Genomic DNA, 14,032 nt, shown 5'->3' with positions numbered 1-14,032 from the left:
GACTGTTTATGACCACCCCGAAAAAACGCATGAGCCGCTACGACCCGGCCAGCGAAAACTTCAAGAAAGAAGAATTCCCCTTTTACTGGCTGGCACGCCTGCACGGTCGTTACTCCATGGCCATGGAAAAGGTCCTGAAGAAGATCGATATGGATATCCCACGCTGGAGAATCCTGTTCATCCTCAAGGAAAACGGCGAGTCGAGCATTTCGGAGATCTCCGTCCACGCCATCGCCAAGCTGTCCACCATCACCAAGATCGTCTACCGCATGAAAGCCGACGGCCTGGTGGAGACCAACACCAGCGCCAGCGACGGCCGAGTGACCGAAGTTTCGCTGACCCAACAGGGACGCGACACCATCGAAGAAGTCCAGCGTTGCACCAGCGACATCTTCCGCAACAGCTTCAAGGGCCTGACCCAAGCGCAAATCAACAAACTCAACGCAACCCTGGAGATCATCTTCAATAACCTGCCGGAAGGCTGAGCAAGGCAACTGGGCGGGGTCAGCCCTGAGGCCTTTGAAAGCGCCTCTCTTTGAGACATGCGCTTCTATTTACCCGCCCAGCGATACCTGATTGACCGCCCCGGACCCGCACGCCGCGAGCCAGCACATCAGTGCCGCCTTGCCCCACCCATCACTCCAGCAACAGACCGACTCGCCAGCCCAAGCCCTCGAAAAGGACTGAGCTCTGGGCTTGAACACATTAGATGGCGCTGGATTTCAGCAGGAACCGCAGAAACGCAAAAAGGACCCGAAGGTCCTTTTTGCGATCGCTGCAGAATTCAGTGGAACTCTGCAGCGCTATGTTTGGAGCGGGAAACGAGACTCGAACTCGCGACCCCGACCTTGGCAAGGTCGTGCTCTACCAACTGAGCTATTCCCGCAACGTCTTGGTGTTGCGCATTCTATAGAAATCCGAATGCGCGTCAAGCCTTTGATTCAAAAAAACTTATTTTTTCTCGTTGTCAGTTTTCAGGTGCGGCCAGGCGGCCCGCAGGTACTGCAGCATGGACCACAAGGTCAGGCCGGCCGCCGCCAACAGCAAGGCGTAACCCACCAGCACCCAGAAGCTGAAGTCCGAGGGATTGGCCAGCAGAATCACCAGCGCCAGCATCTGCGCCGCGGTTTTCCATTTGCCCATGTTAGATACCGCCACCTGGGCGCGAGCGCCGAGCTCGGCCATCCACTCGCGCAGCGCCGAAATGACGATTTCACGGCCGATGATCACCGCGGCGGGCAAAGTCAGCCACAGGTTGTGATGCTCTTGCACCAGCAGCACCAGGGCCACCGCCACCATCAGCTTGTCGGCCACCGGATCGAGGAACGCGCCAAATGGCGTGCTCTGCTGCAGGCGTCGCGCCAGGTACCCGTCCAGCCAGTCGGTGGCGGCCGCAAAGGCGAATACTGAACTGGCTGCCATGTAGCTCCAGCTATAGGGCAAATAGAACAGCAAAATGAAGATCGGGATGAGCAGAACGCGTAGAACGGTGATCAGATTAGGGATATTCATCGGCACAACTGGCTACGAGGTGATTGGGCATTCTACTCGCTGTGCAGGTTTGCATAAATCAACTCTGCGAGCTTTTTACTGATTCCCGGTGCTTTGGCAATCTCGTCGATGCTTGCACGGGACAGTTCCTGCAATCCACCAAAATGTTTGAGAAGGTCCCGCCGACGCTTCGGCCCGACGCCCGCCACCCCTTCCAGGGTCGAGGTGCGCCGGGTCTTGCCACGCCGGGCGCGGTGACCGGTGATCGCGAAGCGGTGAGCCTCATCGCGAATTTGCTGGATCAGGTGCAGCGCCGGCGAGTCGCCCTTGAGGGTGAATTCGTGGGCCGCGTCGTTCAGGTACAGGGTTTCGAAACCGGCCTTGCGGGTCGCGCCCTTGGCTACGCCGAGCAGGATCAGGTCCGGCACCGCCAGTTCATTGAGCACATCGCGCGCCATGGACAGCTGGCCCTTGCCACCGTCCACCAGGAGGATATCCGGCAGCTTGCCTTCGCCGTCCTTGAGCTTGCTGAAGCGCCGGGTCAGGGCTTGGTGCATGGCCGCGTAGTCGTCGCCGGCGGTCACGCCTTCGATGTTGTAGCGCCGGTAGTCGGACTTCAGCGGCCCTTCCGGGCCGAACACCACGCAGGAGGCCACGGTGGCTTCGCCGCTGGAATGGCTGATGTCGTAGCACTCCAGGCGCTGTGGTGGCTCGTCCAGGTTCAGCACTTCAGCCAAGGCTTCGAAGCGGGCGGCCACATGCTGACGGTTGGCCAGGCGCGCGCTCAGGGCCTGTTCGGCGTTGGTCACCGCCAACTGCTGCCAGCGAGCCCGGGTACCGCGCACCCGGTGGCTGATGGTCAGCTCGCGCCCGCGCAGCTCATCGATGGCGGCGATCAGGGCTGGGAAGTCTTCATGCACCACGTTGACGATCAGCTCGGAGGGCAGGTCGCGCTCCGGGCTGCTGACAAAATACTGGCCGAGGAACGCCGACATGACTTGCGCCACGTCTTCCTCGATCCCCACCTGGGGGAAGAAGTTCTTGCTGCCCAATACCCGGCCGCCGCGCACGCTGATCAGGTGCACACAGGCGCCGCCCGGGTTGACGAAGGCCGCCACCACATCCACATCGCCGGTGCCGCCTTCCATGCTCTGCTGGTCCTGGACCCGGCGCAGCAGGGAAATCTGGTCTCGCAACTCGGCAGCCTTTTCGAAATCCAGGGTGCTGGCGGCGGCTTCCATGGCCGTGGAGAGCTCGTCGGTCAGGGCATTGCTGCGCCCTTCCAGGAACATCACCGAATGGCGCACATCTTCCGCATAGATTTCAGGCTCCACCAAGCCGACACAGGGCGCCTTGCAGCGCTTGATCTGGTACTGCAGGCAGGGCCGCGTGCGGTTCTTGTAGTAGCTGTCCTCGCACTGGCGGACCATGAAAGTCTTCTGCAACAGGCTGAGGCTTTCGCGGATGGCGCCGGCACTGGGGTAAGGCCCGAAGTACTTGCCCTTCTGCTTCTTCGCCCCGCGATGAATGCTGAAACGCGGAAAGGCGCCGTCGGAAAGGAATACGTAGGGGTAGGACTTATCGTCGCGCAGCAGGATGTTGTACGGCGGCCGCCATTCCTTGATCAGCGTCTGTTCCAGCAACAGCGCTTCGGTTTCATTGGCGGTGATGGTGGTTTCGATCTGCGCAATGCGCGCCACCAGGGCTGCGGTCTTCGGCGCCTGGCCAGTCTTGCGGAAGTAGCTGGACAGGCGGTTCTTCAGGTTCTTGGCTTTACCGACGTAGAGCAGGCGTGCATCGCTGTCGAACATGCGATACACACCGGGGCGGCCACTGCAGGTAGATAGAAAAGCACTGGGATCAAACAGGTCGGTCATTTCAGAGGCTGGCATCAACCATGCCGTGACGAACCGCCAATAGCGTCAATTCGACGTCACTGCTGATCGAGAGCTTCTCGAAAATGCGATAACGGTAGGTATTCACGGTTTTCGGCGACAGGCACAGTTTGTCGGAGATGATCTGCACTTTCTGGCAACCGACAATCATCAGCGCAATCTGGATTTCCCGCTCCGACAAGGCATCGAACGGTGAATCACTGGAAGGCTGGAATGACTTGAACACCAATTGCTGAGCGATCTGCGGGCTGATGTAGCGCTGGCCGGCAAATACCAGGCGAATGGCCTGGACCATTTCGTTCAGGCCGGCGCCTTTGGTCAGGTAGCCCGCCGCTCCTGCTTGCAACAAGCGAGTAGGAAACGGATCTTCCTCGCAGACGGTGACCGCCACGACCTTGATGTCCGGATGACTGCGCAGCAGTTTGCGCGTGGCTTCGAGGCCGCCGATGCCCGGCATCTTGACGTCCATCAGGACCACATCGGGCTTCAACTCCCGCGCCTTGAGCAGGGACTCCTCCCCTGACTCTGCCTGCCCGACTACTTGCAGGCCATCGATGTCAGCCAACATTCGTGTAATGCCCGTACGAACGAGATCATGGTCATCGACTACTAGCACCCTTATCAAGCAGACACCTCGCGATATGGTCTTTACAGGTTGCCCGACACCTTAGCAAAAAAGCGCCGCACAAACCTAATCACAAGCGCTATATAAAAAACATCCGAGCACAAAAGCGGTCTAAGCGCCGCCAGCATTAACGCAACCCTTGCCGATCACTCTCCCGGCCGGGCCTTTATCCTCTCGCCCCGGCTTCCCGAAAGCTCGGCCAGGGTGCTGGTCAGGCGGCAAATTGCCTCCTGGTCTTCCTTGAACAACGCCCGGTAGCAATCCAGGACCTTTTCCTCTGCCTGACTCAACCTGCTGCTGTGGATCGGGATCCGGCTGCCGGTCAGCACATACAGTACATCCACGCCTTTAGCCGCCACCCGGGACAGATAATCTGCCTTGGGCGCGCGGTCACCACTTTCATATCGACCTTGGGCGTTGGCCTCGACCCCACCGATTTCACCAAAAACTTTTTGCGACAGTCCCAGGCGTTCTCGCTCCTGCCTCAACCGCGAACCGATTCCACTCATTTGGATGTATGATCCCATCAGTTACACCCCAAGGGGGTGTCATACTCTTCAAGCATTGAACAAATTTGAACGGTTTTGAACTATGCCCGGTATCCGCACTGCCGCACAAGCCAAGGCCTGGCTGGAACATCAAGGTAAATCGGTTCAACAATTTGCTCGTGAACACGGGGTTGATCCCGCTACGACTTATCAGGTATTGGCGGGTCGCAAGAAAGGCAAACGCGGGGAAGCACACAAGGTCGCGGTGCTACTGGGAATGAAGGACGGCGTCATCCTCGATGACGCGCCCAGCATCGATCCGAACCTGTAGCAGAACCGGCGAGCGGCGGATTGCTCAGGCGTCGCCGAGATCTCCAGGGAGCGAAACAGACGAGCGCTGCATGCGCCAGAAGCAGTCGTCCTCCCCCACCACCTGCAACCCCATCCGCTCATACAGGCGCTGTGCCGGGTTGTCCTTGAACACCGTCAGGCGCAACAGCCCACGACGCTCCTGGCGAGCCATCTCAAGCACCTGCTGCAGCGTCCAGGCCCCGGCGCCCTGCCCCCGAAACGCTTCCAATACATGCAGTTCGCGGATGTACAGCGCTTGCGCATCCCGACTCAGGCTGACAAAGCCCAGCACCCCGGCGCCCTGGCAGATCAGCAGGTTCCGGCGGCCGGCCCAGGCCACATCGAAGGCTTCGTCCTGCCACAACAAGTCATGGCGAATGTAATAGCCGAGCATGGTGGAGCGGGTCAGGTCACGGGCGAAAGCCAGGTCCGAAGCAGTCGCCGGAGACAACGAAAAGCCGCCCATCAAGTGTTCACCGCCAGCACCTGCGCTTGCCATTGCCCGGCACTGCCTCGAACGATCAATAGCGCCTCGCCCACACCATCAACGGCCGCCAGCAACTGGCCCTGAGCCCCCCAGATGGCACTGCGCCCAGCACAGGCCCAACCGCCGCTGGGGCCGCCATGATTGGCCATCAGCACCAAGATCCCGTGCTCTCGGGCATACCCTTGGAGCCGTGCGCTATCGGCAGCGTAGCCGCCTTCACTGATCAACACCCCGGCGGCGTATACCCCGGCTCCGGCATCCACCGCCGCCTGCACGTGGCTGGCGTGGCAGAAATCCGCACAAATCGCCAACGCCACGCGTTCGCCGTCGAAGCTCAAGGGCGCGCCGCCGCTGCCTGCGACAAAAGCGCGCTCCTCTCCCGCATGCAAATGCTGCTTGCTGTAGATCGCCAGCGAACCGTCGGCCCCCAGCACCAGCGCGCCAATCAAGACCGGCCCGTCGACAGCCAGGCGGATCGGCATCCCCACTACCGCCGTCAACTCCAACTCCCGGGCCAGATCCCGCAGCACCTGCAGCTCAGGCGAATCCGGCACCAACGCCAGGGCGGCGGCCAACTGCGGCTCATACCCCGTCAGCGACAGTTCGGGAAACACCAGCAATTGCACGCCCCGCTCAGCCGCCAGCCGCATCAGATGTTGATGCCGGGCCAGGTTGGCCGGTAGATCGCCAGCAACGGACACCGATTGGGCGACAGCAAGGCTCAAAACGGACATGGACATTCCTTGGAAGGCAAACAGACGGGAGCGGCGAGTGTGGCATAAATCCCCCCTAGGCTTAATCCATGGCCAGTGCCGGCCACCGCGATAGAAATTACTGATTGAATCCCGGCCCCGGCCTCTAGTAAGCTCGGCCCACTTTACGGAGAAACCCATGTTGTCCCAGACCCCTTCCCTGCACCGCCACACCGCCAGCGCACTGCGTTCGGTTGCGGCTGCCTGGGTCAACGGCAGCGTGGCTCCGGTCAACTTTTATTTTGGGTATTGGTTTAGCCACTGGCGCGCCTGATACCCAACCGGCGCCCATTTTGACGGGTCGCCTACCAGAGAAATCTAAACCCCCGGTCGGCCTCCCGACCGGGGGTTTTGTTTTTTCTGGCACCACGTTTTCAACCACGACTTTCAGCAACACACCGAACTTACTGAGGATTGCCCCATGAACTACGCCACCTATTACCGCTACGACATGTTTTCCGCCTGGCGATTTAGCAGCCTCCGCTCGGGACAGCCTGCCGCCTCCGATCGGTCACCTACCGGTGGCAATTGCACATTGATGGCCAGTACGGCCAATTGTCGAACACCCCAGTAGGGCCGCGCGCGGGGCATATCCCGCCGCCCGCCCAGGAAGACCGCACATGAATTCGTCCGTATCCGCTCTGCCCCTGTCCGCCCACGTCAGCGCCAATGAACCCCTGACCCGGCGCCTGCCCAGCTCCCTGGAGCTCAAGCAGCAACTGCCGCTGTCCCTGGCCCTGAGCCAGCAAGTTGCCAACCACCGCCTGGCGGTGCGCGCCATTCTCGAAGGTCGCGACCCACGCCTGCTGGTCGTCGTCGGCCCCTGCTCCATCCACGATCCGCAATCGGCCCTGGAATACGCCGCCAACCTGGCCCGCTTGGCCGAAGAGGTCAGCGACCAAATGCTGCTGGTCATGCGCGCCTACGTGGAAAAGCCCCGCACCACCGTCGGCTGGAAAGGCCTGGCGTACGACCCGCGCCTGGATGGCAGCGACGACATGGCCGGCGGCCTGAGCCTGTCCCGGGAACTGATGCGCGAAATGCTGCGCCTGGGCCTGCCGATCGCCACCGAACTGCTGCAACCGATGGCCGCCGGCTACTTCGACGACCTGCTGAGCTGGGTGGCCATTGGCGCCCGCACCACCGAATCACAGATCCACCGCGAAATGGCCAGCGGCCTGGAGATGCCCGTGGGCTTCAAGAACGGCACCGACGGCGGCGTCGCTATCGCCTGTGACGCCATGCGTTCGGCCGCTCACCCGCACCGCCACTTCGGCGTCGACAGCCAGGGCCACCCGGCAGTCATCCAGACCCCGGGCAACCCCGACACCCACCTGGTGCTGCGTGGCGGCCACCGCGGGCCGAACTACGACCGCCAGAGCGTGGCCCAGGTCCAGCGCGACCTGCACAAGCTGAAGATCCCGGCGCGAATCATGGTCGACTGCAGCCACGCCAACAGCGGCAAGGACCCGTTGCGCCAACCAGCGGTGTTCAATGAGGTCCTGGAGCAACGCCTGCAGGGCGATCGCTCGCTGATGGGGGTGATGCTGGAAAGCCATCTGTTCGAAGGCTGCCAGCCCCTGAGCGGCCAGCTGCGCTACGGTGTCTCGGTGACCGACGGCTGCCTGGGCTGGAACGCCACCGAGCAATTGCTGCGCTGCGGCGCAGAACAACTGCAACACGCAGCCAAGGTCGCTGCCGTCCCCGCCTGACCAGCACCGTCCCAACCACACCCGCCGCCCGCGCAAGCGCCGGGCGGCAACGCTTTGCAGGAACTTTGAGAAGAAATAGCCTCCTGAATCCGGTAGGCTCTCAACTTTCTTGAAAGGAGCAACACCCATGGCCAAAGCCACTGCCCGTCACATCCTGGTTGCCAGCGAAGCCAAGTGCAACGAACTCAAAGCCGAAATCGAAGCCGGCGCCGACTTCGCCGAAGTCGCGAAAAAGAACTCCACCTGCCCGTCAAGCCGTGACGGCGGCAACCTGGGCTCCTTCGGCCCGGGCCAGATGGTCAAGGAATTCGACACCGTGGTGTTCAGCGCCCCGGTCAACGTCGTACAAGGCCCGGTGAAGACCCAGTTCGGCTACCACCTGCTGGAAGTCACCAGCCGCCAGGACTGATCCCCTCGCGTTTGCGTCCGCTCAACGGCCCGCCTCCTGGTGGGCCGTTGTGCTTGTGAAAGCGGCTGGCCAGTCACGCGCCGCTAGCGTACAAATCGTGGTCATCGATCACCCGGCTCGTAAGGCTGACAATGCGACTGCTTTTCCCCACCGTACTGTTTACCGCGCTGTTGCTGGGCGCCGCGGGCGCCCAGGCAGCACCGCAACACGCCCTGACCGTCTACGGCGAACCGGCCAAGTACCCCCAGGGCTTCAGCCACTTCGACTACGTCAACCCCCAGGCTCCCAAGGGCGGAACCCTGCGCCGCTCGGCCATCGAGATCGGCCGTTTCGACCACGTGCTGCCCTACATCGACAAGGGCATCGGCGTGTCCCAGCTCGACAGCCTGGTCTATTCGCCCCTGGCCCTGCGCTCCCTGGATGAGCCCTACACCGTCTACGGCCTGGTTGCAGAGAAGATGGAGCGCGCCGAAGACGGCCTATGGCTGCGCTTCTACCTCAACCCCAAGGCCCGCTTCGCCGATGACACGCCGATCACCGCCGAAGACGTGCGCTACAGCTACGACCTGCTGATGACCCAGGGCAGCATGCGCTACCGCACCCAGTTCGAGGACGTCAAAGGCGTCACCGTGGAATCGCCGCGGGTGGTGCGTTTCGACTTCAAGAACAACGAAAACCGCACCCTGCCCCTGGATATCGCGACCCTGCCGGTGTTCCCCGAGCACTGGTGGAAGAGTCGCGACTTCGCCAATGGCGGCGGCTACGAAGCGCCCCTGGGCAGCGGCCCCTATCGGGTGGCCAAGGTGGATTCAGGCAACAGCATCACCTTCGCCCGCAACCCCGACTGGTGGGGCAAGGACCTGCCGGTGAGCCGCGGCCTGTACAACTTCGATCATTTCAGCGTCGAGTACTTCGGCGATATCGACGTCGCCCGCCAAGTGCTGCGTGGCGGCGCCTACGACTACAACCGCGAATTCTCCGCCACCGGCTATTCCATCGGCTACGACAGCCCGGCCCTGAGCGACGGGCGCCTGCAAAAGGCCCACCTGGCCCAGTCGGCGCCGCAACCGGCCCAGGGCTACGTGTTCAACCTCGACCGGCCGGTGTTCCAGGACCGCCGGGTACGCCAGGCCCTGGCCATGCTCTGGGATTTCGAATGGAGCAACCGGCAGATGATGCGCAACCTGTATATCCGCCAGCAGAGCTTCTTCTCCAACACCGCGCTGGCAGCCCGCAGCCTGCCGGATGCCGAGGAGCTGAAAATCCTCGAACCGCTGCGCGGGCAGATCCCCGACGAAGTCTTCACCCAGGTCTTCGAAGCACCGAAAACCGACGGCAGCGGGGTCATCCGCGACAAGCAGCTGCAAGCCCTGGCCCTGCTGGAACAGGCCGGCTGGAAAGCCGAAGGCGACAAGCTGGTGAATGCCGAAGGCGAGCCCCTGAGCTTCACCTTCCTCATCACCCAGGGTTCCATCGAGCGCCTGCTGCTGCCCTACAAGCGCAACCTGGCGCAGATCGGCATCAGCCTGAACATCCGCCGCATCGACTCCTCGCAATACGTCAACCGCCTGATGGCCCGGGACTACGACATGATCGTCACCGGCTACCCGGTGACCACCTCGCCGGGCATGGAGCTGTATAACTACTTCGGCTCGGCGGCGGCCAACGACCCCGGCTCCAACAACTACATGGTGCTGAAGAACCCGGCGGTGGACAGCCTGGTCAACGGCCTGGTGAAAGCCACCAGCCAGCCGGAGATGCTGCGCTACGCCCACGCCCTGGACCGGGTGCTGCAATGGAACTACTACTGGATCGCCAACTACTACCCGCCCGGCACCTCCACGGTGTGGTGGAACCGCTTCGGCATCCCCAAGGTGCCGGCGAGCAACGACGAAGCCATCGAAAGCTGGTGGGAAGTCAGCAGCACCGCGCTGACCCATGAACAGATGGCCGCCGAGCTGATCCGCCGTGGCAAACCCGGAGGACGCCACTGATGCTGGCCTACATTCTGCGGCGCCTGCTGCTGATCATCCCGACCCTGCTGATCATTCTTTTGGTGAACTTCGTCATCGTCCAGGCGGCCCCCGGCGGCCCGGTGGAGCAAGCCATCGCCCGCCTGCAAGGCATTGGCGGCGGCGCTGCGGTCGGCGGTTCCGCCGATGCCATGAGCAGCAGCGGCTCCCGGGCCAGCCGCGGCCTGGACCCCAAGCTGATCCAGGACATCGAGAAACAGTACGGCTTCGACAAGCCGGCCCATGAACGCCTGTGGCTGATGCTGAAAAACTACGCCCAGCTGGACTTCGGCAAGAGCTTCTTCCGCGGCGCCACGGTCACCGACCTGATCCTGGAAAAAATGCCGGTGACCATCTCCCTGGGCCTCTGGGCAACGCTGATCACCTACCTGGTGTCGATCCCCCTGGGGATTCGCAAGGCGGTGCACCACGGCAGCCACTTCGACATCTGGAGCAGCACCGCGATCATCATCGGCTACGCCATGCCGGCCTTCCTGTTCGCCATGTTCCTGATCGTGCTGTTCGCCGGCGGCACCTCGCTGAACTGGTTCCCGGTGCGCGGCCTGGTCTCGGACAACTTCGAACAGCTGAGCACCCTGGGCAAGGTCGCCGACTACTTCTGGCACCTGGTGCTGCCGGTGACCTCGCTGGTGATCGGCGGCTTCGCCACCCTGACCATCCTCACCAAGAACTCCTTCCTCAACGAAATCACCCGCCAATATGTGGTCACCGCCCGGGCCAAGGGCCTGAGCGAGCGCCGGGTGCTGTATGGGCATGTGTTCCGTAACGCCATGCTGCTGGTGGTCTCGGGGATTCCCCAGGCCTTCATCAGCGTATTCTTCGCCGGCTCCTTGCTGATCGAGGTGATCTTCTCCCTCGACGGCCTGGGGCGCATGAGCTACGAAGCCGCGGTCTCCCGCGACTACCCGGTGGTGTTCGGCTCGCTGTTCATCTTCACCCTGTTCGGCCTCTTGATAAAACTCATCGGCGACCTGTGCTACACCCTGGTCGACCCGCGCATCGACTTCGCCGCGAGGAACGCCTGATGCTCAAGCTTTCTCCCGTGGCCCGCCGGCGCCTGGACCGGTTCAAGCAAAACCGCCGTGGCTGGTGGTCGTTGTGGCTGTTCATCGGCCTGTTCATCCTGACCCTGGGCGGCGAGTTGATCGCCAACGACAAGCCACTGGTGGTCAGCTACCAGGGCTCGCTGTACTTCCCGGCATTCAAGCGCTACACCGAGCAGGAGTTCGGCGGCCAACTGCCGTTCCAGGCCGACTACCGCAGCGACTACGTGCAGCAACTGATCCGCAAGGACGGTGGCTGGCTGCTGTTCCCGCCGATCCCCTTCAGCGAAGACACGCCCAACTACGACCTGACCCAGCCGGCCCCCAGTCCGCCGAGCCAGGTCAACTGGCTGGGCACCGACGACCAGGCCCGGGACGTGCTGGCGCGGGTGATCTACGGCGCCCGGGTGTCGATCCTGTTCGCCCTGGCCCTGACCGCCATCAGCGCCCTGATCGGCATCGCCGCCGGCGCCCTGCAGGGCTATTACGGCGGCTGGGTCGACCTCTTGGGCCAGCGCCTGCTGGAAGTCTGGTCCGGGTTGCCGGTGCTCTACCTGCTGATCATCCTCTCGGGGTTCGTCGAGCCGAACTTCTGGTGGCTGCTGGGAATCATGGCGCTGTTCTCCTGGCTGGCCCTGGTGGACGTGGTGCGCGCCGAGTTCCTGCGCGGGCGCAACCTGGAGTACGTCAAGGCCGCCCGGGCCCTGGGCCTGAGCGACCGCAAGGTGATCCTGCGGCACATCCTGCCCAACGCGATGAACGCCACCCTGAGCTACCTGCCGTTCATCCTCACCGGCGCCATCTCGACCCTCACCGCCCTGGACTTCCTCGGCTTCGGCATGCCCGCCGGCAGCGCCTCCCTGGGCGAGTTGATCGGCCAGGGCAAGCAGAACCTGCAAGCGCCGTGGCTGGGGCTGACGGCGTTTTTCACCCTGGCGCTGATCCTCTCGCTGCTGGTGTTTATCGGCGAGGCGCTGCGCGATGCCTTTGACCCACGCTCATGACGCGGACGCAAGCAATGACTGACAACCTGATCGAAATCCGCCAGCTCAAGGTCGCCTTCGGCGCGCAGACCGTGGTTCGTGACCTGAGCCTGGACATCCGCCCCGGTGAATGCCTGGCCCTGGTGGGCGAGTCCGGCTCGGGCAAGTCGGTGACGGCTCACTCGATCCTGCAACTGCTGCCGCAGACCGGCTGCAGCAGTTCCGGCAGCGTGCGCTACCGCGGCCAGGAACTGCTCGGCGCCGATTCGGCGACCCTGCAGAAGCTGCGCGGCAACCGCATCGCGATGATCTTCCAGGAGCCCATGACCTCCCTCAACCCGCTGCACAGCATCGAGAAGCAGATCGGCGAAACCCTGCTGCTGCATCGCGGCCTGGGCGGCAAACAGGCCCAGGCGCGGATTCTCGAACTGCTGGAGCTGGTGGGCATCCAGAAGCCCCGGGAACGGCTCAAGGCCTACCCGCACCAGCTCTCCGGCGGCCAGCGCCAGCGGGTGATGATCGCCATGGCCCTGGCCTGCGAGCCGGAGCTGCTGATTGCCGACGAACCCACCACGGCCCTGGACGTGACCGTGCAGCGCAAGATCCTGCTGCTGCTCAAATCCCTGCAGCAGCGCCTGGGCATGTCGCTGCTGCTGATCAGCCACGACCTCAACCTGGTGAGACGCATCGCCCAGCGGGTGTGCGTGATGAAGGCCGGGGAGATCGTCGAACAGGCCGACTGCGACACCCTGTTCAGCGCGCCGCAACATCCCTACAGCTGCGAACTGCTGCACGCCGAGCCCGAGGGCCAGCCGCTGTGCCGCGACAGCCGGGAAACCGTGCTGGAAGTGGACCAGCTCAGCGTCGAATTCCAGATCGGCGGCGGCCTGTTCCGGCGCAAGGAGTACCTGCGGGCCGTGGACGGCATCAGCCTCAGCGTGGAGCACGGCAAGACCCTGGGGATTGTCGGCGAATCCGGCTCGGGCAAATCCACCCTGGGCCAGGCGATCTTGCGTTTGCTCGATTCGCGCGGCGGCATCCGCTTCCAGGGCCAGGCCCTGGACGGCCTCAACCAGAAACAGCTGCGGCCCTGGCGCAAGCAGATGCAGGTGGTGTTCCAGGACCCCTTCGGCAGCCTCAGCCCGCGCATGTCGGTGGCGCAGATCATCAGCGAAGGCCTGGAAGTGCACAGCCAGTACGACGCCCGCCAGTGCGATGAACAGGTGATCCGCGCCCTGGAGGAAGTCGGCCTCGACCCTGACAGCCGCCACCGCTACCCCCACGAGTTTTCCGGCGGCCAGCGCCAACGCATCGCCATCGCCCGGGCCCTGGTGCTGAAACCGGCGCTGATCCTGCTGGACGAACCGACCTCGGCCCTGGACCGCACCGTGCAGAAACAAGTGGTGGCCCTGCTGCGCCAGCTGCAGGAAAAGTACGGCCTGACCTACCTGTTCATCAGCCATGACCTGGCGGTGGTGCGGGCCCTGGCCCACGACATGATCGTGATCAAGGACGGCCAGGTGGTGGAACGCGGCGCCAGCCACGAGGTGTTCGACAACCCGCAACACCCCTACACCCGGGAACTGCTGGCCGCCGCCCACCCTGGTTGACCCGCCGCCGACGTCCCTTTTTCGCAGTCTCGCCAAGGCTCGACAGCGGCAACAGACGCTGCATCCTGTAGCCGCTGCCGCAGGCTGCGAACGGCTGCGCAGCAGGCGCTGCCCTCAAGGCCGCCGAAGGTCCTGCGGCCCTTTGCGCAGCCT

14 protein-coding genes and 1 tRNA gene are annotated in these 14,032 nt (G+C 63.2%); 8 read left to right on the top strand and 7 right to left on the bottom strand.

Features of this window, described 5'->3' with window-relative positions:
• Positions 1–8 precede the first annotated feature (8 nt).
• On the top strand, positions 9–485 hold the full coding sequence (locus LXM55_RS25850) for a MarR family winged helix-turn-helix transcriptional regulator (RefSeq protein ID WP_233322983.1): 477 nt from the start codon (positions 9–11) through the stop codon (positions 483–485).
• A gap of 325 nt (positions 486–810) precedes the next feature.
• Here LXM55_RS25850 and LXM55_RS25845 read toward each other — a convergent pair.
• The 5 genes from LXM55_RS25845 to LXM55_RS25825 all read right to left on the bottom strand — a co-directional run bounded on the left by LXM55_RS25845 (position 811) and on the right by LXM55_RS25825 (position 4,520).
• Positions 811–886 (bottom strand) — tRNA-Gly (locus tag LXM55_RS25845).
• 65 nt (positions 887–951) lie between these two features.
• The gene (pgsA, locus tag LXM55_RS25840; protein WP_011061839.1) at positions 952–1,512 is read right to left on the bottom strand and encodes a CDP-diacylglycerol--glycerol-3-phosphate 3-phosphatidyltransferase; all 561 of its coding nucleotides are present in this window, start codon (positions 1,510–1,512) and stop codon (positions 952–954) included.
• Positions 1,513–1,544: 32 nt separating this feature from the next.
• Positions 1,545–3,368, bottom strand: a complete 1,824-nt coding sequence (uvrC, locus tag LXM55_RS25835; RefSeq protein WP_233323009.1) for an excinuclease ABC subunit UvrC — start codon at positions 3,366–3,368, stop codon at positions 1,545–1,547.
• A gap of 1 nt (position 3,369) precedes the next feature.
• A complete protein-coding gene (gene gacA, locus LXM55_RS25830; RefSeq protein ID WP_011061841.1) occupies positions 3,370–4,011 on the bottom strand; it encodes a response regulator transcription factor GacA in 642 nt (213 codons plus the stop codon).
• Between the two features lie 146 nt (positions 4,012–4,157).
• Positions 4,158–4,520 (bottom strand): helix-turn-helix domain-containing protein, encoded by a 363-nt coding sequence (locus LXM55_RS25825; protein ID WP_233323008.1) that lies wholly within the window; start codon positions 4,518–4,520, stop codon positions 4,158–4,160.
• An 82-nt stretch (positions 4,521–4,602) separates the two neighbouring features.
• Here LXM55_RS25825 and LXM55_RS25820 point away from each other — a divergent pair, with 82 nt between their 5' ends.
• Positions 4,603–4,830 (top strand): DNA-binding protein, encoded by a 228-nt coding sequence (locus tag LXM55_RS25820; protein WP_233322982.1) that lies wholly within the window; start codon positions 4,603–4,605, stop codon positions 4,828–4,830.
• A 24-nt stretch (positions 4,831–4,854) separates the two neighbouring features.
• Here LXM55_RS25820 and LXM55_RS25815 read toward each other — a convergent pair whose 3' ends face one another.
• Positions 4,855–5,316 (bottom strand): GNAT family N-acetyltransferase, encoded by a 462-nt coding sequence (locus LXM55_RS25815; protein ID WP_233322981.1) that lies wholly within the window; start codon positions 5,314–5,316, stop codon positions 4,855–4,857.
• Positions 5,316–6,071, bottom strand: a complete 756-nt coding sequence (locus LXM55_RS25810; protein ID WP_233322980.1) for a carbon-nitrogen hydrolase family protein — start codon at positions 6,069–6,071, stop codon at positions 5,316–5,318. Before LXM55_RS25810 ends, LXM55_RS25815 begins: the two co-directional genes overlap by 1 nt.
• Positions 6,072–6,709: 638 nt before the next feature.
• On the opposite strand from LXM55_RS25810, the gene LXM55_RS25805 reads away from it, so the two are divergent.
• The 6 genes from LXM55_RS25805 (at position 6,710) to LXM55_RS25780 (ending at position 13,879) form a co-directional block, all read left to right on the top strand.
• Positions 6,710–7,801 carry a 3-deoxy-7-phosphoheptulonate synthase gene (locus tag LXM55_RS25805; protein WP_233322979.1) on the top strand — a complete coding sequence of 364 codons (1,092 nt, stop codon included), beginning with the start codon at positions 6,710–6,712 and terminating at the stop codon, positions 7,799–7,801.
• A gap of 127 nt (positions 7,802–7,928) precedes the next feature.
• On the top strand, positions 7,929–8,210 hold the full coding sequence (locus LXM55_RS25800) for a peptidylprolyl isomerase (protein WP_007924449.1): 282 nt from the start codon (positions 7,929–7,931) through the stop codon (positions 8,208–8,210).
• A 131-nt stretch (positions 8,211–8,341) separates the two neighbouring features.
• Complete coding sequence (locus LXM55_RS25795; protein ID WP_233322978.1) at positions 8,342–10,204, top strand: extracellular solute-binding protein; 1,863 nt, start codon at positions 8,342–8,344, stop codon at positions 10,202–10,204.
• Positions 10,204–11,268, top strand: a complete 1,065-nt coding sequence (locus LXM55_RS25790; protein ID WP_233322977.1) for a microcin C ABC transporter permease YejB — start codon at positions 10,204–10,206, stop codon at positions 11,266–11,268. Before LXM55_RS25795 ends, LXM55_RS25790 begins: the two co-directional genes overlap by 1 nt.
• On the top strand, positions 11,268–12,290 hold the full coding sequence (locus LXM55_RS25785; RefSeq protein ID WP_233322976.1) for an ABC transporter permease: 1,023 nt from the start codon (positions 11,268–11,270) through the stop codon (positions 12,288–12,290). The genes LXM55_RS25790 and LXM55_RS25785 overlap by 1 nt, the downstream gene beginning before the upstream one ends.
• 14 nt (positions 12,291–12,304) lie before the next feature.
• Positions 12,305–13,879 (top strand): ABC transporter ATP-binding protein, encoded by a 1,575-nt coding sequence (locus LXM55_RS25780; RefSeq protein WP_233322975.1) that lies wholly within the window; start codon positions 12,305–12,307, stop codon positions 13,877–13,879.
• Positions 13,880–14,032 lie beyond the last annotated feature (153 nt).

It is taken from the genome of Pseudomonas sp. Au-Pse12, assembly GCF_021341665.1.
In the GTDB taxonomy this organism is placed as follows: Bacteria; Pseudomonadota; Gammaproteobacteria; order Pseudomonadales; family Pseudomonadaceae; genus Aquipseudomonas.
The sequence above is the reverse complement of the archived record's forward strand: the minus strand, read 5'-3'. Positions and strand labels throughout refer to the sequence as shown.

Coding starts and splice junctions, on each gene's coding strand:
- LXM55_RS25810 (WP_233322980.1), bottom strand. CDS start 6,071: ATGTCCGTTTTGAGCCTTGCTGTCGCCCAATCGGTGTCCGTTGCTGGC.
- LXM55_RS25780 (WP_233322975.1), top strand. CDS start 12,305: ATGACTGACAACCTGATCGAAATCCGCCAGCTCAAGGTCGCCTTCGGC.
- LXM55_RS25820 (WP_233322982.1), top strand. CDS start 4,603: ATGCCCGGTATCCGCACTGCCGCACAAGCCAAGGCCTGGCTGGAACAT.
- LXM55_RS25815 (WP_233322981.1), bottom strand. CDS start 5,316: ATGGGCGGCTTTTCGTTGTCTCCGGCGACTGCTTCGGACCTGGCTTTC.
- LXM55_RS25790 (WP_233322977.1), top strand. CDS start 10,204: ATGCTGGCCTACATTCTGCGGCGCCTGCTGCTGATCATCCCGACCCTG.
- LXM55_RS25795 (WP_233322978.1), top strand. CDS start 8,342: ATGCGACTGCTTTTCCCCACCGTACTGTTTACCGCGCTGTTGCTGGGC.
- LXM55_RS25825 (WP_233323008.1), bottom strand. CDS start 4,520: ATGAGTGGAATCGGTTCGCGGTTGAGGCAGGAGCGAGAACGCCTGGGA.
- LXM55_RS25850 (WP_233322983.1), top strand. CDS start 9: ATGACCACCCCGAAAAAACGCATGAGCCGCTACGACCCGGCCAGCGAA.
- uvrC (WP_233323009.1), bottom strand. CDS start 3,368: ATGACCGACCTGTTTGATCCCAGTGCTTTTCTATCTACCTGCAGTGGC.
- pgsA (WP_011061839.1), bottom strand. CDS start 1,512: ATGAATATCCCTAATCTGATCACCGTTCTACGCGTTCTGCTCATCCCG.
- LXM55_RS25785 (WP_233322976.1), top strand. CDS start 11,268: ATGCTCAAGCTTTCTCCCGTGGCCCGCCGGCGCCTGGACCGGTTCAAG.
- LXM55_RS25805 (WP_233322979.1), top strand. CDS start 6,710: ATGAATTCGTCCGTATCCGCTCTGCCCCTGTCCGCCCACGTCAGCGCC.
- LXM55_RS25800 (WP_007924449.1), top strand. CDS start 7,929: ATGGCCAAAGCCACTGCCCGTCACATCCTGGTTGCCAGCGAAGCCAAG.